The sequence below is a fragment of the Schaedlerella sp. genome (genome assembly GCF_056796775.1).
Genome location: NZ_JBQIKP010000005.1, coordinates 1 through 22,684, shown reverse-complemented (window position 1 = coordinate 22,684; position 22,684 = coordinate 1). Strand labels below are relative to the sequence as shown.

30 protein-coding genes are annotated in these 22,684 nt (G+C 47.7%); 4 read left to right on the top strand and 26 right to left on the bottom strand.

Annotation, left to right across the window (positions count from 1 at the left end):
* Window positions 1–117: 117 nt before the first annotated feature.
* The 5 genes from ACTOY7_RS03895 to ACTOY7_RS03875 form a co-directional block, all read right to left on the bottom strand.
* The gene (locus ACTOY7_RS03895) at window positions 118–783 is read right to left on the bottom strand and encodes a hypothetical protein (protein WP_300885312.1); all 666 of its coding nucleotides are present in this window, start codon (window positions 781–783) and stop codon (window positions 118–120) included.
* Window positions 773–1,393: a hypothetical protein gene (locus ACTOY7_RS03890; protein WP_004080907.1), complete on the bottom strand. Its 621-nt coding sequence runs from the start codon at window positions 1,391–1,393 to the stop codon at window positions 773–775. Before ACTOY7_RS03890 ends, ACTOY7_RS03895 begins: the two co-directional genes overlap by 11 nt.
* Complete coding sequence (locus ACTOY7_RS03885) at window positions 1,390–2,313, bottom strand: ABC transporter ATP-binding protein (RefSeq protein WP_482670243.1); 924 nt, start codon at window positions 2,311–2,313, stop codon at window positions 1,390–1,392. Before ACTOY7_RS03885 ends, ACTOY7_RS03890 begins: the two co-directional genes overlap by 4 nt.
* A 44-nt stretch (window positions 2,314–2,357) precedes the next feature.
* The gene (locus tag ACTOY7_RS03880) at window positions 2,358–2,750 is read right to left on the bottom strand and encodes a GntR family transcriptional regulator (protein ID WP_004080916.1); all 393 of its coding nucleotides are present in this window, start codon (window positions 2,748–2,750) and stop codon (window positions 2,358–2,360) included.
* A 220-nt stretch (window positions 2,751–2,970) separates the two neighbouring features.
* Window positions 2,971–4,257, bottom strand: coding sequence for an aspartate aminotransferase type Ic (locus tag ACTOY7_RS03875; protein WP_482670242.1), 1,287 nt, complete (start codon window positions 4,255–4,257; stop codon window positions 2,971–2,973).
* A gap of 298 nt (window positions 4,258–4,555) precedes the next feature.
* Between ACTOY7_RS03875 and ACTOY7_RS03870 the strand changes: the two genes are divergently transcribed.
* Window positions 4,556–4,825 carry a chorion class high-cysteine HCB protein 13 gene (locus ACTOY7_RS03870; protein WP_160280461.1) on the top strand — a complete coding sequence of 90 codons (270 nt, stop codon included), beginning with the start codon at window positions 4,556–4,558 and terminating at the stop codon, window positions 4,823–4,825.
* 117 nt (window positions 4,826–4,942) lie between these two features.
* Here the strand turns inward: ACTOY7_RS03870 and ACTOY7_RS03865 are convergent, their stop codons facing one another.
* The 4 genes from ACTOY7_RS03865 to ACTOY7_RS03850 form a co-directional block, all read right to left on the bottom strand.
* Entirely contained in the window at window positions 4,943–5,401 is a 459-nt protein-coding gene (locus ACTOY7_RS03865) for a very short patch repair endonuclease (protein WP_160280462.1), read from the bottom strand.
* Window positions 5,402–5,410: 9 nt separating this feature from the next.
* Window positions 5,411–6,487, bottom strand: a complete 1,077-nt coding sequence (locus tag ACTOY7_RS03860; protein ID WP_300885911.1) for a hypothetical protein — start codon at window positions 6,485–6,487, stop codon at window positions 5,411–5,413.
* Window positions 6,484–7,929, bottom strand: coding sequence for a DNA cytosine methyltransferase (locus ACTOY7_RS03855; RefSeq protein ID WP_300885912.1), 1,446 nt, complete (start codon window positions 7,927–7,929; stop codon window positions 6,484–6,486). Before ACTOY7_RS03855 ends, ACTOY7_RS03860 begins: the two co-directional genes overlap by 4 nt.
* A 193-nt stretch (window positions 7,930–8,122) precedes the next feature.
* Entirely contained in the window at window positions 8,123–8,293 is a 171-nt protein-coding gene (locus ACTOY7_RS03850; RefSeq protein WP_300885913.1) for a hypothetical protein, read from the bottom strand.
* Between the two features lie 179 nt (window positions 8,294–8,472).
* Here ACTOY7_RS03850 and ACTOY7_RS03845 point away from each other — a divergent pair, with 179 nt between their 5' ends.
* From ACTOY7_RS03845 to ACTOY7_RS03835, 3 genes are all read left to right on the top strand, one after another.
* A complete protein-coding gene (locus ACTOY7_RS03845; RefSeq protein ID WP_482670241.1) occupies window positions 8,473–9,282 on the top strand; it encodes a hypothetical protein in 810 nt (269 codons plus the stop codon).
* On the top strand, window positions 9,279–9,563 hold the full coding sequence (locus tag ACTOY7_RS03840) for a hypothetical protein (RefSeq protein WP_160280464.1): 285 nt from the start codon (window positions 9,279–9,281) through the stop codon (window positions 9,561–9,563). The genes ACTOY7_RS03845 and ACTOY7_RS03840 overlap by 4 nt, the downstream gene beginning before the upstream one ends.
* Before the next feature lie 446 nt (window positions 9,564–10,009).
* On the top strand, window positions 10,010–10,747 hold the full coding sequence (locus ACTOY7_RS03835) for a tRNA pseudouridine synthase A (RefSeq protein ID WP_160280465.1): 738 nt from the start codon (window positions 10,010–10,012) through the stop codon (window positions 10,745–10,747).
* Window positions 10,748–10,830: 83 nt separating this feature from the next.
* On the opposite strand, the gene feoB is transcribed toward ACTOY7_RS03835, so the two are convergent.
* The 17 genes from feoB to ACTOY7_RS03750 form a co-directional block, all read right to left on the bottom strand.
* Window positions 10,831–12,936: a ferrous iron transport protein B gene (feoB, locus tag ACTOY7_RS03830; protein ID WP_482671881.1), complete on the bottom strand. Its 2,106-nt coding sequence runs from the start codon at window positions 12,934–12,936 to the stop codon at window positions 10,831–10,833.
* Complete coding sequence (locus ACTOY7_RS03825) at window positions 12,915–13,160, bottom strand: FeoA family protein (RefSeq protein ID WP_482671880.1); 246 nt, start codon at window positions 13,158–13,160, stop codon at window positions 12,915–12,917. The genes feoB and ACTOY7_RS03825 overlap by 22 nt, the downstream gene beginning before the upstream one ends.
* A 597-nt stretch (window positions 13,161–13,757) precedes the next feature.
* A complete protein-coding gene (locus ACTOY7_RS03820) occupies window positions 13,758–14,333 on the bottom strand; it encodes a DUF3879 family protein (RefSeq protein ID WP_482671879.1) in 576 nt (191 codons plus the stop codon).
* 19 nt (window positions 14,334–14,352) lie between these two features.
* Window positions 14,353–14,976, bottom strand: coding sequence for a DUF6033 family protein (locus ACTOY7_RS03815; protein ID WP_160280469.1), 624 nt, complete (start codon window positions 14,974–14,976; stop codon window positions 14,353–14,355).
* A 94-nt stretch (window positions 14,977–15,070) separates the two neighbouring features.
* Window positions 15,071–15,709: a DUF6033 family protein gene (locus ACTOY7_RS03810; protein ID WP_482671878.1), complete on the bottom strand. Its 639-nt coding sequence runs from the start codon at window positions 15,707–15,709 to the stop codon at window positions 15,071–15,073.
* Between the two features lie 163 nt (window positions 15,710–15,872).
* A complete protein-coding gene (locus ACTOY7_RS03805) occupies window positions 15,873–16,010 on the bottom strand; it encodes a GHKL domain-containing protein (RefSeq protein ID WP_482671877.1) in 138 nt (45 codons plus the stop codon).
* A gap of 150 nt (window positions 16,011–16,160) precedes the next feature.
* A complete protein-coding gene (locus ACTOY7_RS03800; RefSeq protein WP_482671882.1) occupies window positions 16,161–16,382 on the bottom strand; it encodes a LytR/AlgR family response regulator transcription factor in 222 nt (73 codons plus the stop codon).
* 95 nt (window positions 16,383–16,477) lie between these two features.
* Window positions 16,478–16,810, bottom strand: a complete 333-nt coding sequence (locus ACTOY7_RS03795) for a hypothetical protein (RefSeq protein WP_482671980.1) — start codon at window positions 16,808–16,810, stop codon at window positions 16,478–16,480.
* Between the two features lie 32 nt (window positions 16,811–16,842).
* Window positions 16,843–17,334: a hypothetical protein gene (locus ACTOY7_RS03790; protein ID WP_482671981.1), complete on the bottom strand. Its 492-nt coding sequence runs from the start codon at window positions 17,332–17,334 to the stop codon at window positions 16,843–16,845.
* Window positions 17,331–18,230 carry a helix-turn-helix domain-containing protein gene (locus tag ACTOY7_RS03785; protein WP_482671982.1) on the bottom strand — a complete coding sequence of 300 codons (900 nt, stop codon included), beginning with the start codon at window positions 18,228–18,230 and terminating at the stop codon, window positions 17,331–17,333. Before ACTOY7_RS03785 ends, ACTOY7_RS03790 begins: the two co-directional genes overlap by 4 nt.
* A gap of 275 nt (window positions 18,231–18,505) precedes the next feature.
* Window positions 18,506–19,384 (bottom strand): MBL fold metallo-hydrolase, encoded by an 879-nt coding sequence (locus ACTOY7_RS03780; RefSeq protein WP_160285176.1) that lies wholly within the window; start codon window positions 19,382–19,384, stop codon window positions 18,506–18,508.
* Window positions 19,385–19,399: 15 nt separating this feature from the next.
* Window positions 19,400–19,957, bottom strand: a complete 558-nt coding sequence (locus ACTOY7_RS03775; RefSeq protein WP_482671983.1) for a helix-turn-helix domain-containing protein — start codon at window positions 19,955–19,957, stop codon at window positions 19,400–19,402.
* A 37-nt stretch (window positions 19,958–19,994) separates the two neighbouring features.
* Window positions 19,995–20,591 (bottom strand): YbhB/YbcL family Raf kinase inhibitor-like protein, encoded by a 597-nt coding sequence (locus ACTOY7_RS03770; protein WP_482671984.1) that lies wholly within the window; start codon window positions 20,589–20,591, stop codon window positions 19,995–19,997.
* An 86-nt stretch (window positions 20,592–20,677) separates the two neighbouring features.
* Entirely contained in the window at window positions 20,678–21,100 is a 423-nt protein-coding gene (locus ACTOY7_RS03765; protein ID WP_482671985.1) for a DUF2000 domain-containing protein, read from the bottom strand.
* Complete coding sequence (locus tag ACTOY7_RS03760; protein ID WP_482671986.1) at window positions 21,067–21,495, bottom strand: hypothetical protein; 429 nt, start codon at window positions 21,493–21,495, stop codon at window positions 21,067–21,069. The genes ACTOY7_RS03765 and ACTOY7_RS03760 overlap by 34 nt, the downstream gene beginning before the upstream one ends.
* 84 nt (window positions 21,496–21,579) lie before the next feature.
* Entirely contained in the window at window positions 21,580–22,479 is a 900-nt protein-coding gene (locus tag ACTOY7_RS03755) for a DMT family transporter (protein WP_160282346.1), read from the bottom strand.
* On the bottom strand, window positions 22,469–22,684 hold a 216-nt coding region (locus tag ACTOY7_RS03750; RefSeq protein WP_482672661.1), incomplete at its 5' end, for a helix-turn-helix domain-containing protein. The genes ACTOY7_RS03750 and ACTOY7_RS03755, both read right to left, overlap by 11 nt.

Sequence of the window (22,684 nt, the reverse complement as noted above, 5' to 3'; positions counted from 1 at the left end):
GAACTGTGCAAAAATAACTTGCTTTTTTGCGCAGTTCCTAAAGTACGCCTGCCACTGGCAGCCTTTCTGCATACGATGGTATGTGAGGCGGAAGTCCCGCAGCCCTTCCGCTTCACTTTACAGCTCCCTGCTCAATCTTTCTCCCAGCACCTTTTTTGAAACAGGCTTTTTGTAAAATAGAACAGAGAGCGCATACTCCAAAGCACCTCCCGCCAGGATCAGGACAACCCCGATCAGTGCGGCCCGCACCAACGCCCCCATATCTTCCCCCAGAAAATCCGACCGCAAGATCGGCATCATGAAAAACGAATTGAAGCCGGACAGAGAAAAATACATCACAAGAAGTGCCGGAAATGATTTATACAGAACTCCTGTAAAAGCCAGGATCACTGCCGCTAAAACCTCCAGAAAGACGAGATGCATGGCACTCTGAGCAGTCTTGTCCGGATAAATGAGGACGATCACCGCTTCTTTCAGAACAACGATCAGATACGCTGCCAGTGTTGTGCACAGACTCATCACTGCCGGAACCGATGTCTGCAGTTTTTTTCTGGCAGGAGAGGCCAGCACGATATCAACCGCATTTAAAGTAAAAAGAATCTGCCCGGGTATCATTGCGCAGGCCAGCAGCATGAACCCGTCCAGCGGCATCGTAATTCCTGCCAGTTCTAGGGCAAAGCATAACAGATCTGCTGCCGTGAATACGATCAGCAGCACCAGATTTGTTTTGATTCCAAACCCGTAACGTAATAACCGGATTCCCAGTTTCATATCATTGATCATAATATCCTCCCTTCACTTTCCTCATTGCTTTGCTTACGGTCAGAACACTGGCCAGGACTCCAAGGGCGAGAAACAGCAGCTCAAATCCAACCCGGAACCGCCATGATCCTGACTGGAACACACAAAACAGACATCCCAGAACCAGAAACGCCGAAATCTGCCCTATACAGACATTGACCGCAAGTCCGCCCCCATACCTTGCCAAAAATGTGCCCGCTGCGGAAAAAACATAAGAAACCATTGCCATAAGCAGCAGCCCTCCCCAGTGCCCTGCATACAGCTCACAGACCGCCAGGATTCCAAAAGCTGTCAGGAGCTTGCGCAGCAGATCCAATATCAGCGCATTTTTCATGATCTCCATTCCCATGCCGGAGGTCCGAAGAACCTCCATCCTTTCCGACTCCTTTGCCATCAGCCCGGAAAACAGCCAGTGATCGGAAAGGATCTCCGCCATCGTCAGAAGCATTGCCGTCGCCGTCAACCCCAGTTCTCCGAAAATGCTTACGATGCCTATGCCGATTCCCACCAATACCGCAGGCATCAGGAGAAATATGCACACCTTGTATGAAAAAGAAGAAAAGACCAGATAGCTTTTTATTTTTTTCTTCATAAGCCTGAATCCCTTCCTTTCCGGGGGCTGTTTACAGTGTTTGCTTTCATCACCGCCACGCAGATCTGAGAAAGGGTGGGTATCTCCACGGCGATGTCCAGTCCGGCCAGACGTTCCAGATCCCGGGTCCGGCAGATCCCCTCAAACCCATAGGAATTCCTGCTCATAGAAAAAAGAACCTCCCCTGTCTGATCGGCATCCGATGCCTCCCCTTTTACCAGAGCGTATTCTTCCTTCAGATCTTCTACAAACCCTTCCTCTACGATCGTCCCATGCTCCATGATGAGGCAATAGTCCGTCACATTTTCCATATCCGCGATATTGTGGGTGGAAAAAAAGATCGAGCGTTCTCCGTCCCCCTCCTCCAGATAGTCCCGCATCCTGTCGCAAAGCTGCTCCCGCATGAGAGGGTCCAGCGGGGATGCGGGTTCATCCATGATCAAAAGCTCCGTATCCCTGGACAGCACTGCCGCCAGCATCAGCTTCATCCGGTTGCCGTCGGAAAGCTTTTTCACGCTCTTCGTCATAGACCGGCTGATCCCCATGTCTTCGCAGAGTTCCCGGAACCGTTCTTTCTGAAAGCCCGCAAACAGCAGCCCGCTGATCTCCTCCACCTGACGAATGGTCCAGTGGGGCAGATAATAGCTGCCTGGTCCCGTATAGCCGATCCGCTCCTGCACGCTGCCGTCCAGCTTCCGACTCCGATCCCCAAAGTAGGACACCTCCCCCTGGAAATCCAGCCGGATGCCGGAGAGTATGTTTAAAAGCGTGGTCTTACCCGCCCCGTTTTCCCCGATCAATGCCGTGGCAAAGCCCCTGGGAATCTCCAGTCTCGGAATCGAAAGCTGAAAGTCGCCGTATTTCTTATTCAGATTGCCTGCCTGTATTACGCTTTCCTGTTTTTGCTCTGCCTGTTTCATATCCTCCCGCCCTTTCTGTTTGTCTGCGTGTCTATATCTTCCGGTTATTCCGGTCCGTTTTTTTGCTCCTCGCTCATGTCCAGCAATACCCGCAGCGTCATTTCCAGGTCACTTCGCGGCATACCTGCGATCTCCGCGGCATGGATTGCCTCCGTCAGGGCTTCTTCCACCCGGCGCAGATGCTGTTCCTTAAGCATCTCGCTGTCCTGGGCATTGACATAGAAGCCCTTTCCCTGGACAGCGGTCACCAGCCCCTCCGACGCAAGCTGCTCATACGCTTTCATCGTGGTAATGACACTGATCTTCAATTCCTTCGCCAGACTGCGGATGGAAGGAAGATACTCTCCCTCCTTCAGCCTGCCAGCCAGAATGTCCGTCTTCAGCTGTTCCGCAATCTGCTGATAAATGGGTATCCCGGAATTTTGTAATAGTTTCAAATCATCACCACTTTCATTTTTATCTGTTCATATGTTATATATACACTATAATCAGATATTTGTCAAGTACTTGAGGTAAAAATTACACCTGTAAGGTTACTGTGAATAGTAACCCTGTAAGATTGACCGAACACTCGCCGGGACGAAAAAAGCTGCGGTACAGACCAAAAATCTGTACCGCAGCTTTTTATGAAGCAGTATGAAAGCAGTTCCTTACATTCTATAGATCTCCAAGCAGCTTGTCAATGCTGACCAGCTTTACACTCAGCACAAAAATCTCTGTTGCCACCCTCAGCTCCTCCAGAGTCGGATACGAGGGCGCGATCCGGATATTGCTGTCCTTCGGATCCTTTCCATAAGGATAGGTCGCTCCCGCGTCCGTCATCACCAGGCCCGCTTCCTTTGCCTTTGCGACAATGGCCTTCGCGCAGCCGTCCATGGCGTCAAATGATATAAAGTATCCGCCCCGGGGCGCGATCCAGGAACCAATCTCCAGTCCTCCCAGTTCTTTTTCCAGGGTATTCAATACCGTATCGAACTTGGGCCGCAGGATCTCCGCATGCTTCTTCATATGCTGCACCATTCCGGAAATATCTCCGAAAAATCTGGCATGGCGGAGCTGGTTCACCTTATCATGTCCGATCGTCTGTACCCGCATCTGCTTGCGGATCTCCACCAGGTTTGCGTCCGATGCCGCAAATGCCGCGATTCCGGAGCCCGGAAAGCTGATCTTGGATGTGGACGCAAACTTGTACACCAGATCCGGATTGCCTTCTTTTTTACATTCCATGAAAATCTCGATCAGGTAATCCTGCTTATCATCATACAGGTGATGGATGCCGTATGCGTTATCCCAATAGATACGGAAATCCTTTGCCGCTGGTTTCAGACACGCGAAACGGTGAACCGTCTCGTCCGAATAGGTGATTCCCTGCGGATTGGAATACTTGGGAACGCACCAGATCCCCTTAATGGTCTCGTCTTCTGCAACCAACTTTTCCACGATGTCCATATCCGGTCCCATCGGCGTCATCGGAACAGTTATCATCTCAATCCCGAAATGCTCCGTGATCGTAAAATGTCTGTCATACCCTGGCACCGGACACAAGAACTTCACCCTTTCCAGCTTTGCCCATGGCGTGCTGCCCATTACGCCGTGGGTCATCGCGTGGGAGATCATATCGTACATCACATTCAGGCTGGAATTTCCGAAAATAATGATATTATCCTTTGGAACCTCCATCATGTCTGCCAGAAGCTGCTTGGCTTCCCGGATTCCGTCCAGGACCCCGTAGTTTCTGCAGTCAATGCCCTCGTCGCAGATCATATCTGATTCCCTGTGCAGTACGTCCATCATTTCCATAGACAGATTGAGCTGAGCTATAGACGGCTTTCCCCTGGACATGTCCAGACTCAGTTTCTTCGCCTTGACCGCTTCAAACTCCTGTTCCAGTTCCTTCTTTAATGCTTCCAGTTCTTCCGCATTCATCTCTCTGTATGACGGCATAATCTCAACCTCCAAACTTAAGGAGCTGTCATGAAATACTATTGGTATCTGTTTTTACAATCGCCAGGAGCTGCCTCCTGCTTCTCAATACTATTTCGTGACAGTTCCTGACTCACCAACTTGTCACCGTTTGCTATTGTATATAATTTTCGGCAATTCGTCAAGAAAAAACTGCTCTGTCAGACTAAAGTAGGGACAATGGGTTATAATTTTTTGAAAAAAATTCAAAAAATTATTCACACATTTCTTCCACACACATATTATGGAACTGTAAACAATCAATTTGGAGGATTTCAAAATGAGTGATTTAAGCGCAACAAACTGTGGATGCGGATGTGAAAATTCCTGTGGCGGCGGTCTCTTCGGAAGCGGCGGAAACAATTCCTGTCTGTGGATCATCCTGCTTCTCATCTTCTGCGGCGGATGCGGCAACGGCTGCGGCAGAATGAGCGACGGATGCGGATGCGGCAATGACAGCTGCCTGTGGATCATCCTGCTTCTCATCTTCTGCGGCGGATGCGGCAATGGCTGTGGCAGAATGAATGATGGCTGCGGATGCGGATGCTAATTTTTTGAAGCGGTAAGCCTGTTGCGGCGCGGCTGTCTCCGGCAGCTCTGCCGCACCGGCAGGCGTTCCCCTCCCCGGTGCCCTGTTTCGTACCGGGGAAATTTTCACATATCGTTCCTATTCAAAATAAATATCGCTTTCATTATGCTGAAGCATAGCGCTAAATAAGGCCTCTTCAACAGACAGCACACATCCATCTACATCTTTTTTTATTTCACTTTCCCAGATTCGAACAACCGACCATCCCAGAGCGTTCAACGTCTTATTGATCTCCTCGTCACGTTCTACATTACGAAGTATCTTGTTTTTCCAATAATCGTTATATCCCTTCAGTTCCTCTTCCAAACAGTTCTTCCCTCGTAATGCCCAGTTATGTCCGTGCCAAAAATCCCCATCACAAAAAACAGCGACTTTATATTTAGTAAAAACAATATCCGGCTTTCCTGGAAGCATCTTATAATTAATGCGATATCGATAATTTTTGTGCCAAAGCGCCTTACGTAAAATCAATTCCGGACGAGTATCTTTCGATTTAACCGCCGACATTATCCTGTGAGTTATTTTGGGATCTCTCATAACTTTTCTCTATTTATGTAATTTTAAAAGTGAGCTTATATGTCCGCAATATGTATCCTTTATTTTTTCTGAAATATCTTCATCAGGTAATTCTTTATAATTATCAAGTTTCTTATTATTCTCAATCAGTTTATTTGAGAATTTCATATTTTCTTTCACTAACGATAGCCATATCTGTATTTTATTGCTTCTTTGCGCATATTCCTTTTTCCAAAATTTCTGTATTTCATCATTTGTCAGATTATCGATTCTAGCTTTTACGTCATCTATCTTTTCGACTGTTCTATTCATAACCGCAGACACAAACGTATCAATCTCAGTTATTTTCTGAGTACCTCCTGCCGAAAAAACATCTCTGACATTTTTGCACCAGACAAGGCAGCTATATATCAGCCAGGGTGTAAATCTTTCATAGTTTCCGCCAAAAACCTCTGGAAAAAGGACAACTCCATCTACAAAATAAGCGTCTTTTTCTTCTAATGATAACTCTGTAAAGGATGTTGTTTCCGCTTCGCTCCACCATGTCGATTTATTTGATCTAAGCAGCTGCCGTATCCGCTTATTAAGCTCATCTCCAGATAATTTCAGCAAATCGCCTGAATCATGCGTTGTTAAATAGTCTTCACCCTTTTTCAGGTCCATATTCAAAGAGAATCTTGGACTATGAGTAACTTTCAAATCAGCAATGCATTCCTCATATTTTCTGAAACGTACTTCCGGATTATTTCCACCAAGCTTTGCCATGACAACATATGTTTCATCTATATTATTTTTTAAACTTTCATATATGCTTCCACCAATAACCTCCCACTTAGCCGAATCCGTCTTCTTTACCTCTACGCCAATCTTCTCCCCTTTTTCCGGATCCGTAATAATAAAGTCAGGAAATTTTTGCGCGCTATGCTGAATATTTTCTTCTTTAATTCCCGCGTCGGTCAGAGCGTCATATACTCTTTTTTCAAATTCTGTTCCTGTCATCTTAATTTTTTTACCTTCAGACAACTCAGATTGCATATCCGATTGTAATTGGCTTGTCATTCTTTTCAGCAATTGATAATATTTTATAAATTGATCCGAAGCCATCATACTTCTCCTCCAAAATATAAGTCCCATTTTTCTTCAATATTTTTTGCGATATTATACGCTAATAGCGGAGGTACCGCATTACCAATTATCTTATACGCTTCCGAAGCTGACACTGAACATTCTTCGCCTTTTGCCGGAATTACAAATGAATATTCATCAGGAAATGTCTGTATCCTTGCGCATTCCCTAATCGTTAACCTTCTTTCTGATAATCCTTTTGCTAACTCTTCCTTATGAACTCCACCATGTTCTTTGCTCAATCTTCTATATTCAATATTGCCATGGTGCTCAGATCTTATTGTTGGTCCAATCCCGTCTAATTTCACCTCCTGCTGTCCTTGACAATGTTTCCCCATATATTTTGCTTTTGAGTATTTTTTTTGATTAATATCTTCCGCGTCATCCGGCTCTGGAAGATCAGCCAAGGCTTCTCTCACAGAAACATATTTGCATTTTTTCCCATCGTCATTTTCATTTAAAAAATGCGTATGCGTCGGATATGGATCATACGCCATATCAATGGTTTCTTTTTCCAACGCTTTTTTCGCTTTTTCTGTCAATTCCGACCTTTTAAAGCCAAAAAATATTACACGCTCTCTTCCCTGTGGAACACCATACTCAGCCGCATTCAACACCTTTGCAGGTACAACTAAGTATCCTTCATTACATACTGATGAAAAATCCTTCTCAATGATTTCCTTAACGTCGTTTAAATTTGTAAGACCTTTTACATTTTCCGCAATAAACATTTTGGGCTGCGTAATAGAAATCACTTCTCTCATCCACATATACAAATGCCCTCTGTTTTCTATAGTCGGATCCTCCTCCTGTTTCTTTTTACCATTATGCCCGGTATCTGAATTAAGGCCAAGTCTTTTACCCGCAATTGAAAAATCCTGGCATGGAAATCCTCCAGTAACTATATCTATGTTCTTTGGAAAAACAGATAATTTATTCTCTTTTTCGAGCTTCACCAGATCTACAATACTGTCTAAAAAATACGCTGATATATCAACGCCTTTTGAGCCAAAATAGTTTATCCACGCAGCTTTTGCTTCCGGTTTAATATCATTTGCGAATACTGTATGAAAGCATGTCTTCCGTAGCTTTACCCAGCCTTTTTTTTCTTCCTTCACTATCCAATCTTCATGCATTGACCTGTTTATGGACCGTTCTAAGACAGAAAAATCGCCCTCAAATCCAAGATCCATTCCACCACATCCTGAAAATAGAGATAAAACATTATGCACTTTAACAATTGACTTGTTCTTTTTTCCAGGCAACAACCTCTGCGGCTTTCTCGCATTGCTTGGAATCAACCATATTCCGCTTTGTTTTATTGCTCCATCAATTCTATTTTCATTGCAAAGAACCTGTACTCGCCTCTGCGTAATATTCCATCTTTCCGCAGTCTCTGCCACACTGCTAAATGAAATCATCATTATTCCTCCAATCTATTTATTCGTCAATACGAACACATCTAAATTATAACATTATACTTTTACTTTATCAATTAGAAGTTTTCTAAACTGCCCATTTCTTTCCGGCTGTATAATCCATAGTTCCCGCTACGTAATTCTTTCTACATTGCTAGAACATGCGTGATTACCGGGATTGAGCGTATAATGGCAGGAACTACGGATTATTCTTTTCCCTATCACTCTTTTTTAATTTTTCCAGCCCTGCATGTTCTTTACCGTTCTTTTCAGAAAAGCAATTCTTCCCATGATCGGTCTGTTTTCTTCTCATACAGCCTTCGTCAATCTCATAGACCGCATTTCCGTCGATGATCAATTTCGCTCTCATCAGCTTTTCTCCTGTGATTCGTTCCCTATTATTGTATGTTCGCCGTTCTGAAAAGGAACTCCGCCGCAGCACACGATTTCGCTGAATGATCCCGGAACCATAACATAATCCCACATTTTCCTTCATATATATATTCGTAAAGAATTTCCCTTGATACAACGTTAAGGCCAGGAGTGCTTATGGAAAAGAAATCTCCCACACCCATGACGCCGTTCGATGAATGGACTGTCCCAAAAGAACTTCATATCCTAAAGCTGCTTCTCCCTTACACACCTGCCTCCTCACAGCAGGCATTGGGGATTCTTGTCAAAGTCATTGAACTGCAGCACACGTTCCAATATTTTCAACAGCAAAAAAATGTCCTGCACAGCCAGGAATTTTCCGCCGGCTTCTCCTCCCCCCTGGATATGCTGGAAGAGATCGCCCCCTATCTCCCACCAGAGCAGGCGGAAATGCTGGGAACCTTCCGCAATATGATGAATATAATGGATATGGTACAAATGATGCAGGAGTTTTCCGCAGGCGCAAATCAGGAACCTTACGAGTCCGGCGGTCCGGAAACAGATGCATCCTCTGAAAATTCCTCCCAATATAACGCTGATCGGCGCGAGCCCCAAAAAACCTCCGGAAGCTTCGGCGGAGGGTTCGATCCCATGCAGCTTGTGATGGGAATGCTCTCTCCGGAGCAACAGGAAATGTTCGAAATGTACCAGACCATGTTCTCGCAGCCGGAAGAGCCTGCTGCCGCCGGTTCACCCTCGGAGAATGCCGCTCCGTCAGGCTTTGGCGCCTTCAGCCAGACATCGCCGGAGGTTCGGATTCAGGAGGATCAGCAGCAGGAATCCGCAGTGAATGACTTTACGGTCCGGGAGGACGGACAGCGGGAACCGGATTTGGATGGATTTTCACTGCGGGATACGGACCTGTCTGAAACTGGATCGTATTATGACATGCAAAAATATGCAGAAAAGAATGGAGACAGACTATGAATGAATGGATGAATAACCCCCTGTTAAATCATATTGACCCGGTAAAGCTGGACCTGATCCAGAAGGCCGCCGCGCAGGTTTCCGGAAAATCAGGAAAAGAGCTTGCCCCGGTCATGCTGGCACTCATCACCAGCGCCAACCGACAGAAGATCCAGTTTTCCCAGGAGGAGATCAGTCTGATCCTGGGAGTACTGAAAGAAGGAAAATCAAAGGAAGAACAGGCGCAGATCGACAAGACGATCCAGATGGTGACTTCTCTGATCCAAAAGAATACAAAATAAGGCTGCCATGTGAATTATTACGATATTAGCGTTACTGTGAGCGCCCGGTCAGGGTGTGAACAGTAACATATTAGTTACAGGTCACACCTTGACCAGGCGTGCCCTGTAACTCAGGCCGTCATTTTAAATTGCCTACGGCAATGGACGGCCTGAATACCAGCTCTTATGTGCATCCTCCCGACCAATCAGCGTGGTGATTGGTCGAGGTGTGACATGTAACACATATTAGCTGCTGCGGTTTCAATAGCCGCAGATTTCTCTGGTTTTTCGGTCTGAAACAGTATATAATATACGGAGTGTCAGATAAAACTGCCGCTCCGTATATTATGATGCGCACAGCCGTATAAAGTAATACACCGTTTTGCGTCTGCGGCCGCGTAAATATCCTTTTGCTATGTATACAGCAGCTTCACGATACACACTCTGGATAAAGGAGAACCGACACCATGAGAAATATCAAATTGATCCTGGAATATGACGGAACCCGTTATCAGGGCTGGCAGCAGCTCGGAAAAAAAGACCCTTCCGGCACCATTTCCGGAAGGCTGACGGGAACGCTCTGCCGGTTGACCGGAGAAGAGATCGAGATCTTCTGCGCCGCGCGCACAGAGCCGGGCGTCCATGCCTCCTGCCAGACCGTCAGCTTCAAAACGGCTTCCCCGCTTCCGGTTTTGGAGATCCGGCGTGAGCTGAATCAATATCTTCCCCAGGATATTGCCGTCCTGCGGGCCGAGGAAGTTCCGGAGCGCTTCCATGCTTCCCTGAACCTCCTTTCCCAGACCTATACTTACCGGATCCATACCGGCGCCGTGATGGATGTGTTTCGTAGAAAGCATATGTTCCACATTCCCCGGCCCCTGAATATCTCCGCCATGGAAGCGGCAGCCTCCCATCTTGTCGGAATTCATGACTTCCGCTGTCTGTCCTCCGGCAGGACGAAGAAAAGCTGTGAAAAGGAGCTTCTGTCCGCAGAGATCGTTTCCCCTGCGGAAGAGGAACTCTGCATTGTCCTGGAAGCCTCTTCCTTCCTGCGCCAGATGCCCCGGCTCATTGCAGGCACCCTGCTGGATGTGGGAACGGACGTCCGAAGCGCGGCATGTATTCCTGCCATTCTGTCAGGGCGGGAGCCGGCCAGTCGCCCGGCTCCTCCGGCAGGACTCTGCCTGACGGGAACCCGATACTAAGGAATTATGCATAAATAACCTGCTGTTTTTGTTTCTTAGTGTAATTGGGGCGATTTCGTCCCTTCTGTTTACGCAATGCTGTACTAAAATCCCCATAAGCGCAGCGCCTGATAAGCAATGACGCTCACCACCCATGCCGCGGCGGTCTGAAACAGTACGATCGCCGCCGTAACCTTTCCGCTCCCTGTCTCCCTTCTGATGGCAGCGATCGCTGCCGTACAGGGCACATACAAAAGGCAGAAGGTCATCAGAGCATATGCGTTAGGCATGCCGAATCCCATGTCCTCCAGTATATGCGCAAAGCCTTCCATCCCGCCGGCGGTCGTGATATTCGGGATTCCGAACAGCACGCCGCAGCTGGACACCACCACCTCCTTTGCCGCAATCCCGGAGATCAGAGCCACAATGATCTGCCAGTATCCCAGCCCGGCCGGTTCCAACACCGGCGTGATCCATTTTCCGATCACAGCCCCGAAACTCCGGCTCATATCCGAAACATATCCCTCCGCTCCGAAATTCAGAAGAAGCCACATGACCATTGATGCCAGAAAGATTACGGTTCCTGCTTTCGTCAGATAGTCTTTCACCTTCTCCCAGACATACATTATGATGGATCTGACATCTGGCGATTGATACTCCGGCAGCTCAATGAGCAGCATATAGTCTGTCCCATGAGGATCCAGTCGAAACAGGATCCAGGCCGATATTCCTGCTGCCAGGATCCCGATCAGATACATCGAATAGCATGCGGCCATGGCATATTTCCCAAAAAACATCGTGGAAAACAGAACATAGACCGGAAGCCTGGCACTGCAGGACATGAAAGGAGTGATCAGGATCGTCCGCAGCCTGTCCTTCCGGTTTTCCAGTGTCCGTGAGGCCATGACCGCCGGAACCGAACAGCCGAACCCCAGAAGCAGCGGAAGAAATGCTTTTCCGGACAGTCCCACCCTGCTCATCAGGTCATCCATGACAAACGCAGCCCTGGACATATATCCGCTGTCCTCCAGATACGCCAGCGCAAGGAATAAGATAAAGATGTTTGGAAGAAAGGTCAGGATCCCTCCCACACCGGACAGGATCCCGTCCACAATCAGGGACTGCAGTATAGGGCTGACCTTCCATGCTTCCAGTACAACTCCCGTCTTGTCCGAAAGCAGCACCAGCCCGGTCTCAAAATATCCTTTCAGCCACCCGCCCACCGCGAAGGTCAGGAAAAATACCAGTCCCATGATTGCCAGAAAGATCGGAAGCCCCAGCCATTTACCGGTCAGGTATCGGTCAATCCGATCCGTCCGGTCCTGCCGCTTCCGGATTGTTTCTTCCATCGCCCGGCTGGGTATCGACACTGTAGAATCTTCACGTTCCATCACCTGTCCTAGCATCGGCAATGCATAATTTTCTCTTTCTGTCACCTGTCTGGGAATCAGCGCTGCATGGTTTTCACTTTCTGTCATCTGTCCGGACATCAGCAATGTATGATTTTCAGTCTCTTTTACAACCTGCGATATGATCTCCTCAATCCAATCATAGCTCACCCCCGCCAGTGAAGCAGATTTCATACCTCTCTCAAATGTGGGATTCCATTTTTCTGATAACCTGTTTCTCTGTTTCCCTGCATCCTGCCTGTCCCGTAACCGCAGCGATACACGCTCCCTTTTTGCAGGCATTGCTGGATTCCCGTACTCCTCATACCGAGACATGGCATACAGCAGCATGTTCAGTCCCGTGCGTTCTCTTGCGGATATGGCAATGCAGGGGATTCCCAGCAGTTCCGACAGACGGGGCAGGTCAAGCTCCATTCCCCGCTCCTTTACGATATCCATCATATTCAGTGCCAGCACAACCGGCTTCCCCAGCTCCAGCAGCTGCAGCGTCAGGTAAAGATTTCTTTCCAGAGAGGACGCGTCCGCTACGTCCACCACCACGTCCGCCTCACCGCTCAGGATAAATTCCTTTGATACACGTTCCTCCATGGTATAGGATGCCAGGCTGTAGACACCCGGAAGGTCCGTCAGATAAAAGTCCTGCCCTTGCCAGGTTGTCCGCCCTTCCTTTTTCTCTACGGTCACGCCGGGCCAGTTCGCTACCTTCAGATTTGCCCCGGTAAGCGCATTGAACAGCGTTGTCTTTCCGCAATTCGGATTCCCGATCAGGCCTGCCCGGATCACCCCGCTGTATTCCCCCATCCTGCTGCCTCCTTTACCTGAATCTGATCGGCGATCCTCCTGCCGAACGCAAACCGGGCGCCCCGGAATTTCACGATCACAACCCCCTTTTTCTGATTGTTCACAATCTCGATCCTGGTCCCGGCCGTCAGCCCAAGAGCCATCATACGGCGCTCCAGCTCCGGTTCCAGATGCAGGTCCAACACTTCATAGACCTGGTGATCCCTCCCCTCTTTGAGCCGCATCCTCTCCCCTCCTCCAAATCTATTTTCTATCACCGGCAGTCGTAACTGATCTTGTATTCTGGTTACTGTTCACACCCTGAACGGGCGCTCACAGTAACGCATTCTGATCGCTGCCGGATCATTGCTGTTCAAGATGAAGCATCTTTGCTATAAAATATATTATAGAAATCCAAATATATGAATTTAATTTCAAATCGCTCCCCACTGAATGTTCCCCATTTCATTAAAATGATGATACTACGGAAATCACAACAATTGAGTATACCGTTGCGTAATCCACAAGTCTGTGGAACAGCTCCCTTATCCTCTGCTCGTACAGATGGGACATGGCGCATTTGCTTTCGCCTTTGAACTTGGCGTTGCACTGCCATACCGTCCGCTTGTACTTACTGTTGGAATGCCAGACCTAACACCCATGTGCCAATCAGGAACAGAGCAGCCGAAACCACCAACCATAAAATAAAGTTCTTTTTCATAATGCTACAGAACCCCCATCAATTTTACATCACAGCCCCTCTGTCGGTCAGAGCCGCCCATGCACCCTTGCAGTCCGCAGAGGCAAAGGTTTATACACCTCCGCGGAATACGTTGTAAAGATTATATCTGTATATCCAGCCCTTTGCTGCCTTTAGAGTACAAGGCATTTACACTGTCCTGATAGATAGCGTCACCTGCAAAAATCTCATCCAGTATCTCATGAGAAATTGGATTTCCGGCTGTCCATGTTGGGTCTTTTTCCTTTACAGCCTGTGTTACCCTTCCGGAAATTTCCAAATGAAGCTGGCTCAACGTCCACGGCGCAGCACGGCGGGTACTTAAATCTAACGACTTCACATAGGAATGAATCTTGTCATAATACGCATCTGTCTCAGCAGTATTATCGCCGGACATTCCGCCATACTTGTAAAACGACTTTTTAACATCATCATAAACGTGCTGTTTCATTTCATCTGATACATTGACAATCCGCTTCCAATCTGTTTTTCCTGTGATTCCCATGCCTTCAACTCCATAAGAATTTTTGAAATGTCCAGAACGCAGATCATCAATGGTATTACCACAATAATATCCTTTCGACGCACCACTGCCGAAAAGCATATTCGTATTTGCTTTGCCGCCGTTCATCCTTGATAAAAGCTGCCAGATTCCCTGGCTGTTATTTCCTATACGCATGATAAAATCCCTCCTACTTCTATATGGTCAAATCCAACTGTGCGCCCTTGCCTTCTTCCTGCACTTTTACAGGCTGGCTTGTTCCCGCCTTTATCTGTTCCATCAGTTTTTCCACGGATTCCGCCTTTGCCAGCTTCTTCTCCTTTAAGACTTCCTCCTCTTTCTTCTTCGCGCGTTTTTCCGCTATCTGCTTCTGTACCTTTTCCTTATAGACCGTGCCGGGGTTCTCCATCGTATCCTTGCTCTTGCCGACCATCCAGTAGGACACTTTCCCATTCTTGTCAATAAGGGCGCCTGCGCTGAGTATCTCGTCATTGTTCTCCCTTGCGAACTTCTCAATTCGCTCCGAATTGCCGGACATTTCTGCAAAGACTTTCTCATACTTTGCGGCCGCTGCCGGGTCTTCCGCCATCTTCTCTACGATTCCGGGAGAAACCGCTATGTTTTTATATCCCCTGCTCCCAAGCATATAGGCATCTTCCTGCTTCCCGTTCTTGAAATCCGCCACCGTTATGTTCACATCCGGGTATTTCTCTTTCAGACTATTCAGGTAAGCCTGCGAATCCCCATTCAGGGAACTGCTCCCATTTGCCCTGTCTGCCGCATAAGTGTTCGTGTAATCCGTTACTCCTGAAATTGCCATAATAATCATCCTCCTTCACAAAATCTTACCTGCGTCCCCTCTGTCATTCGGAACTGCCCATACCCCCTTTCGGTAAGTCCGGGCATGATCTTCCTTACTTCAAAATGCCCGCCGCTTCCATAATGTTCTGTTCATATGCCGCAACCGCAGAACCCATAACTCTCGGTGTACCCGTATATGTAACTCTGCTCATATCTACTGTACGGCTGGCAAAAAACTCCGCCACAGCCTGTTTCCTGTAAGCTATTTCCATCTGCTGTTTCCGTTCTTCCGCCGCCTCCTGGCTACGCTCCATACTTGCTTTCCTCTGTGCGGCTTCCTTCTCCCACTTTGCCTTATTAATCGCATTCACCTCCGCCACACGCTCCGGGGAATCGCCGCATCCGCCGATATAAGTGACGCTCCCATCCTCATGGACGACTACCCCGCACGGCTGGTAATCAAGCCCCTGTGCCGCAAAGGAAGCCTTCAATCTCGGCGTGGCTTCAAAGAAATCATCTATCTTTCCCTCGTAATAAGCCGCCTTTTCCGGGTCATTCGCCATCTGCTCCAGAATATTCGGGGCGATTACAACATCACTGCCGCTCATGCTCTTTCCCGCCCTGTCAAGGCTTTTCTGGTCTTTCCCAATACTCTGGATTCTTACATTGCCATACTTTGACCGTAGATATTCTGTGTAAGCATCCACCTTTGATGTTTCCGCCGCTTCTCCTGTTTTCTGCAACCGCTCCATAAAACCCGTCCTGTTTGTGCCTGTTTTCTGTGTCCTATTGGCGTACTGATATGCACCCGCCAAAGCACTGTTTACTCCTAAAATACTCATAATCAATCCTTTCCTTCCAAAACATATTTGTATCACAGTCCCTCTGTCATTCAGGGCTAAATCCACTCCCTTGCTATAAGTCCGAGCAACTTGGAGCCTTGACTACACCCTGGTACTTCTCCGCCGTGCTTTTAATGTTGGCAAGTCCTATCCCGTGGGATTGCCTGTCCGCCTTATCCGTCACCGGGAACTCCTCCTTGGCCTTAAGCACCGCCGCACGTCAAAGCTGTTCTCCACTTTCAGGATGAGCAGGTTCCCTTTCTGTAGGGAACTTATGCGGATAAAGGCATCCGCCCCCCGGTTCTTTCGCTTTCAGCTTCCGGCAGGCTTCAATCGCATTGTCCACCATGTTCCCCGCCCTTTACAGCACCTCCGCAAATTTCCTCTCATCTATTGGCTTTAGCCGATACTGGAACGCATAAAGGTCAAGCGCGTCAAACACATAATCCTTAATGCCCGTAATGAACACCAGCACGATATCCCCCCGCCTTTCCCGCAGGCCCCTTGCCGCCTCTATGCCGTTCATGCCCTCCATCTGTATGTCAAGGAAAACGATGTCAAACCGTTTCCCTGATGTTACTATTCACAGTCATTTCACTCACATGCGTAAAAACAGTCGGCAAAGCCGTCTGCCGTTCCTCCACCAGCCCGCATATATGTTCCCTGATCGCTTTCTCGTCATCCACAACTGCAATATCCAAAATCCATCACCTCAAATCCATATAGGCATTCACTTTTTATATCGGCAGAAATTTCCCGTTTTTCGGGCGGATGGAACGAAACGACCACTTTTCGGGAACGAAAGGCAGAAACGCAGTACAAAAAATTCCAAAATAAATCTAAAGTTTTTCGCCATTCGTCCGATATAGGAGTGGCTGCCCCCGCAAGGCGGTACAAACGCAAGCCGCCGTGTAAGCATATTACCTCTGATTCCCTGCTTTCCAATAGGCAGACCGCCGCATATGGCGGTTTGCCATAGCGGCGGTCTTTACTTTGCTTATCCACATTCATTAAATAGGCTTTCCCTTATCAGCTTGCGCTTATTATTTTTTAATCTCCGCCAATGACAGAATAAAATTTTTATCTTCATCTGATACAGTAGTATAAAATGTCAAAAATTCCTCGGCTACATATCCCCCTCTTATTGTTTCCGGAGCAATCTGTTCTTTAATGATATTTGAATCTTCATATACCGTCAGTTCCATCAATTTTTCCGGGTTTCCATCATTATAGGCTGCCACTGGTGCCTTGTAAGAAATAATCGTGTATAATACCTTAAGATTTTCGGTTTTACTCTCCAGTATATCCATCTCCGCATCTGTATCAGACGAAATATCAGTATATTCTAAGCCGCTAAACCGGAGTAAGGTATCCTCATCCGTAACAGTACCCAGCAGATTTCCATCCGCTGAATAAACTTCCACCTGTGAAAGCCGCTGTACATCTTCCCCTCCCGCATTCCCGCCTGCGCCGCATCCAGCCAGACCTATAGCGGACAGAATAACTACCAGTAAACAACTCAATACCTTCTTCATTTAGATCCCTTCCTTTCTATCAGCAATTTACAGACTGTCACAAGCAACACACAAAACAGGAAAATGACCGGGAAAACCGGGCTCCAGGCATTTGTGGCAATACCTATCAATACCGCCAGTACCGTTGCAGGCAGGGCAATATACACCCATGTAAATTTCCCGCGCGAATTTTTCTTCGCAATATAATCCGCATTCCGGGTAATTATATTTTCGGCATGGATCGCTATTCCCGCTATGATCAGGAGCATGACCGATGCCGCATCTATCAGCCAGTCCAATGCGTTGCATACCTCACTGCCGACAGCATCTTTTACCATATACAGAAACTCTGATCCAAAAAGGAACATTATCACCCCCAAAACAATCATGCCAACATATCTTTTCCTGTTTCGGTTACTTTCCTCACGAAAGGATTTTATCACTGTTTCGTCAAACAGCAAGGTATTTGAACTGATTTCTTTGTAACGCCTCGGTTGAAAAAAAGTCCATACCAAAACAGCTATGCCAATTGCCATTGTCCCCCAATACAACGGGCGCAGCAACTGCATATATCCGGAAAAGCATCCAAAAATATCCGAGCTGATGACCAGACCAACCCCAATAGCAATGTTTTTCGCCAAATGCCTCTTATGGGAAAGGAACCCATCAATCGTCTCCCGGCTTACATAATACCCATTTTCTTTATTATTCTCATCCGGTCCTTCACTTTTTAGCAGATAATCCAGTGTCACGCCAAACATATTGCTGATCTGCAATAATTTATCGATCTCTGGTATCCCCCTGTCACTTTCCCATTTACTTACAGCTTGGCGTGACACCTCTAACAGTCCTGCCAGTTCCTCCTGAGAATAGCCTTTCTCTTTGCGGAGCCCTTTCAGTTTTTCTCCAAAAGTCATCTTAAACAACCTCTCTTTCTGTTTTTCTGTTTGGATTATAGAATCAAAGTTGTATAAATGCCACCATCTTAGCGTGTCATCCTGTCAATTCAGCGTGTCATTCTCTGTTTTTATGCTCTAATTCCGTTTTCTGGCAGAACTTTTGGTATCAAACCATCATTCCATCTCCCTGAACGTGCCAGCCATTCCCCCGACAAGGCTCCACTGGCGCTGCATATAAGATTTCAGCCTTTCCGTGCTTTGCCTGTATGCCTCCCGGACTGTTTGTCATAAAATTATGCTTTCTGCCACAGCAGCATACTGTCCTGAAATTCAGCCGTCATTTTCCCGGTATCTTTCAGCCACGAAAGGTAAGAGCGCACCGTGCTTCCCACCAGCACATACTGCTCAAAGTTCATGGAAAGCCCATAGCCTTTGAACACTTCCTGCAGAATCCTCTCAAAGCACATCGGCTTCCCACAGATGGACAGAATCCTGTCCGCCACCTCATGCACCTTATCCCTGTTATAGCAGACAAGCTCTTTCACATCAGCCTGAGCTTGCGCATGGGCGGGAACGAACATGGCCGCTTCCATCTGTTCCACCTTATCCAGCGTTTCCAGATATGCGCCCACGTCATAGATGAAGGAAACCGCATACTTATCCAGCGTTTCCCTGCTGCTGATGCAGTCCGCAAGGAACACTACATTGTCCGGCATACGGAACCCGACCATATCAAAGAAATGTCCCGGCAGGGGAATCACCTCAATCTCCTTCGGGAAACTTTCATCTGAAAAATACGTCACATCACTCTCCTGCGCCATCAGAAACTTATGCCGCAAATCCTTACACGGATAACCGCCGTAAAGGAAGGACGGCTCCAAGACCGGGTATTTTGTAAAAGCCGCCTCTATGCCGCCGGAATACACCTTACAGCCCGTCTGCCCCTGCAGGTATTTGTTCCCGCCGATATGGTCTGCGTTGGAATGGGTATTCAGGATTGCCGCCAGATGCCATCCGTTCTTATCCAGTATCTGCCTGACTTTCCTCCCCGCATCCTTATCATTCCCGCTGTCAACCAGATAGACATGATCATTGTCTGCCACATAGACGCCTATCTTCGCCGGGCAGTTTATGTAATAGCATTTCTCACTGACCTGTACCAATTCATACATTTTTCGTTTCCTCCTTTAATTATTCGGATAAAATATCACATTATAGGCAGCACAGGCTTTATCTGAAACATTGTGGTATGCATGGAAAATATCAGCCCCAAACCGTATGGACTGTTTTTCTTGCAATGTCACTTCTTCCCCGCCTATTACCATTTTCAGCGTCCCCTGCACCATAAAAACATATTCCTCCACGCCCGCCACATGGGAAAGCGATTCGTGTTGCACACCTGCGTCAAACTCAATATAGAACACCTCCACATTCCTTATCGGGTCAAAGGGAAACAACGGGTATGCCCGCATCCCTCCATTTTCCTCCGTGATCACATTTTCCCCACCAGACCCGGCGACCGTATATTCCGCTTCCTCCTGTTTGCAGAAAAAGGACAATGGAATTTTCAGCCCTGTTGAAATCTTCCATAAAATGTTGATGGTGGGTGAGGACTGCCCACGCTCGATCTGTCCCAACATGGGCTTGCTCACGCCAGTCAGCTCCGCAACATCCTCCAGCGTAAGCTGCCTTGTGTTCCGGATTTCTTTCAGCCGCTCTCCTATCTTCAATGAAACCTGCTCCATGATTCCTCCTTGAATATGTTTTATTGAACAAAATATATTATAGCATATTCATTTTGAAATATAAAGAAGAAAACGCCGCAATGGTCTGATCCCATTTACGGCGATTCTGCTGTTCTGTAAATGCTACCTGATAATTTTCATATATCCCTTTCAGCGTAAACTGGTCTAAGATATGCCCGTCCATTTCCCGGTGAAGTTCATTCAACAGAAATCCCTTTTCCAACTCCAGCATCTTATCCAGAGCATACACATGAAGTTCATATATGTGCGGCTTATCCGGCGGCGTCATCCCGCCATAATAACAGGAAAGCTCCGCAGACTGCTCTCCGCCCTGTATGCTCGTCCAACTGTTCCATCCCTGCACAAAGTCATCCGCCGTCTGGCTCTCATTCTCCTTGACCTCAAAACGATTTATGTTTGCTGCCAGCCAATGTATCCATGCAAATCCCCCTGTCACCGGGTATGCGTCCTTGTCCTCTAGGACAATGGCAATCGACACCGTTCCCTGCGGCGCATCCTCCACTGTAAAGGGTAAAGAATAAGTAGGGATGCCATTTTCATTGAACTGCGCCCCATGCCCGCCATATTGGGGCTGGATTACCCCGTTTACAATACCGCTGCTCGTAGCATTCATCTTTGAATCCTCCAATCCGATTTTATGATGATATTATAAGCAGCGGTTCCCGGACAGTAAATTACCCACTTTTTCGTGGGTACCCTTTATCTCAGCAGCGCCATACTCCCTGTCAATTTGTTTACTTTCTTTTTCACACCACAAATGGCAATCCCATAATAATTCAGTTCCGTTTCTGGAACGTCCTTCATCTTTTCAATAAACTCATCATAGGTCTTGCACCCCTGCGCAAGGTCTGAAAAATCCACCACCGTCAAGTCCGAAAACTCCGGCTCATACAGCTTTTCACGGATAGACTTGATTACCTCCACATTGCCCTTTAAGATTGGCACCGGGAATTCAATGATCCCCAAATGACCGTTTCCTGTCCTGTCATACACATCCGCGCCTACGACCTCCGGCATCTGCTTCCCCAGCGTGATGCCCATGATCGCCGCCGTGTTCGCTATGATGCCAAGCGGCAGGTTCTCGTCAATCACCATGACACATTTTTCATTCTGTAAATCCATCTTTCAATCCTCTTTTCTGAAGGATTTCTCCTCCTGATTTTTCTGATAACGACGGTAGAGATAGGCCCTGCAAAAACCCCGCCGCCCATACTGCTCCGGCAGTCCGTCCCGCCATTCCCGTTTTTCATGAACAGCCCGCCCTGCACTTTCTCTTTCATGCAAAGTTCCCCGGTATCCGTTGTTAAATTCCATTCATCGACCACGCCGCATTTTTCCAGCCCGTACCCATTGTCCGTAAGGATGGAACTCAGGTGGTAATTGGTATGCTCCACGATGCGGAACACGCATCCTGCCCCGCACTGGCGGCTGATCTCCTCGCACCTTCGTATATTCTCCGGGATATCCCCTTCCGAAAACTTGTAATACAGCGGATAGACCAAAAGCTGCCCTTCCATTCTTTTCAGCCCCCATCCCCGGCAGATTAAAGTTTCCCTGTCGGGGAACAGGCTGATGATCTGCTCCCCGTCCTTATCGCAGGCTCATTCACTGTTCCCACTTCCTTTCCCGTTATATTCAGAAAGGAAAAGCCCTGCGACCGCCAGAACCGTCCCCATAACGGAAACCCCTGTCACCGGCTCCTTCAGTATTAACATGGAAGTCACCACCGTTATGACGGGAACCATGTAAATATAGACGCTGGTCTTGACCGCGCCAAGCATCTTTACTGCAAGGTTCCATGTGACAAAGCAGAGTGCAGACGCCCCCAGCCCAAGATACAGGATATTGAGTAAATACGTCGTATCCGCAAACCGTTCCAGCCCGACTTCAAAATCGAAAAGAAACAATGCCGGAACCATGAACAGGATGCCGTAAAAGAATGTCCGCCGCGTGGTGAGTATGACCGGGTAGCCAAAGCTACTGATCCTCCTTGTCAGTATGGAATAGCACGCCCATACAAAAGCCGCAAGAACTGCCAACAAATCCCCCATCGGGTTCAGCTCCATACGGGAGCCGTTAAAGCTGATCAGCGCAACACCCGCCATCGCCACCACAAATCCTATGAAAAAATTCGCTCTCAGTTTCCCTTCCGATTTCAGGAACAGATGTGACAGGATTGCCGTGAAAAACGGTGCAACCGAGATGATGACTCCCACGTTGGACGCCATCGTATATGTAAGCGCAATATTCTCCAGCAGATAATATAAGCATATCCCGCACAGTCCCGCCAATACAAATGTCAGCTCCTGCCTGCGCCCCACGCCTTTCATACGGTGCGGACAAACCAAAAATAATGCCGCAAGTCCCATAACAAAGCGGAAAAACAGGATTTCCACCGGCCTGAAATCCGTAAGCAGGACTTTGGTGGATATGAATGTCGTCCCCCATATGATGATGGTGAACAGCGCCGCCAGATGCCCTGCCGTTCTCCTATTCCCCATGCTGCCCACCGTCCCCGTCTTTTTCCGAAAATATTTCACGGTAAGTCCCCGGCGCAAGCCCTATAAACTGGTTGAAATAATTAGTAAAATGGCTCTGGTCTGAGAACCCTGTCCTTATGGCCGCCTCCACGGGCGGCACACCTTCCGATAACAGCTTCTTTGCCTCATTGATGCGGACTGTCTCAAGGTATCGGTACGGCGTGAC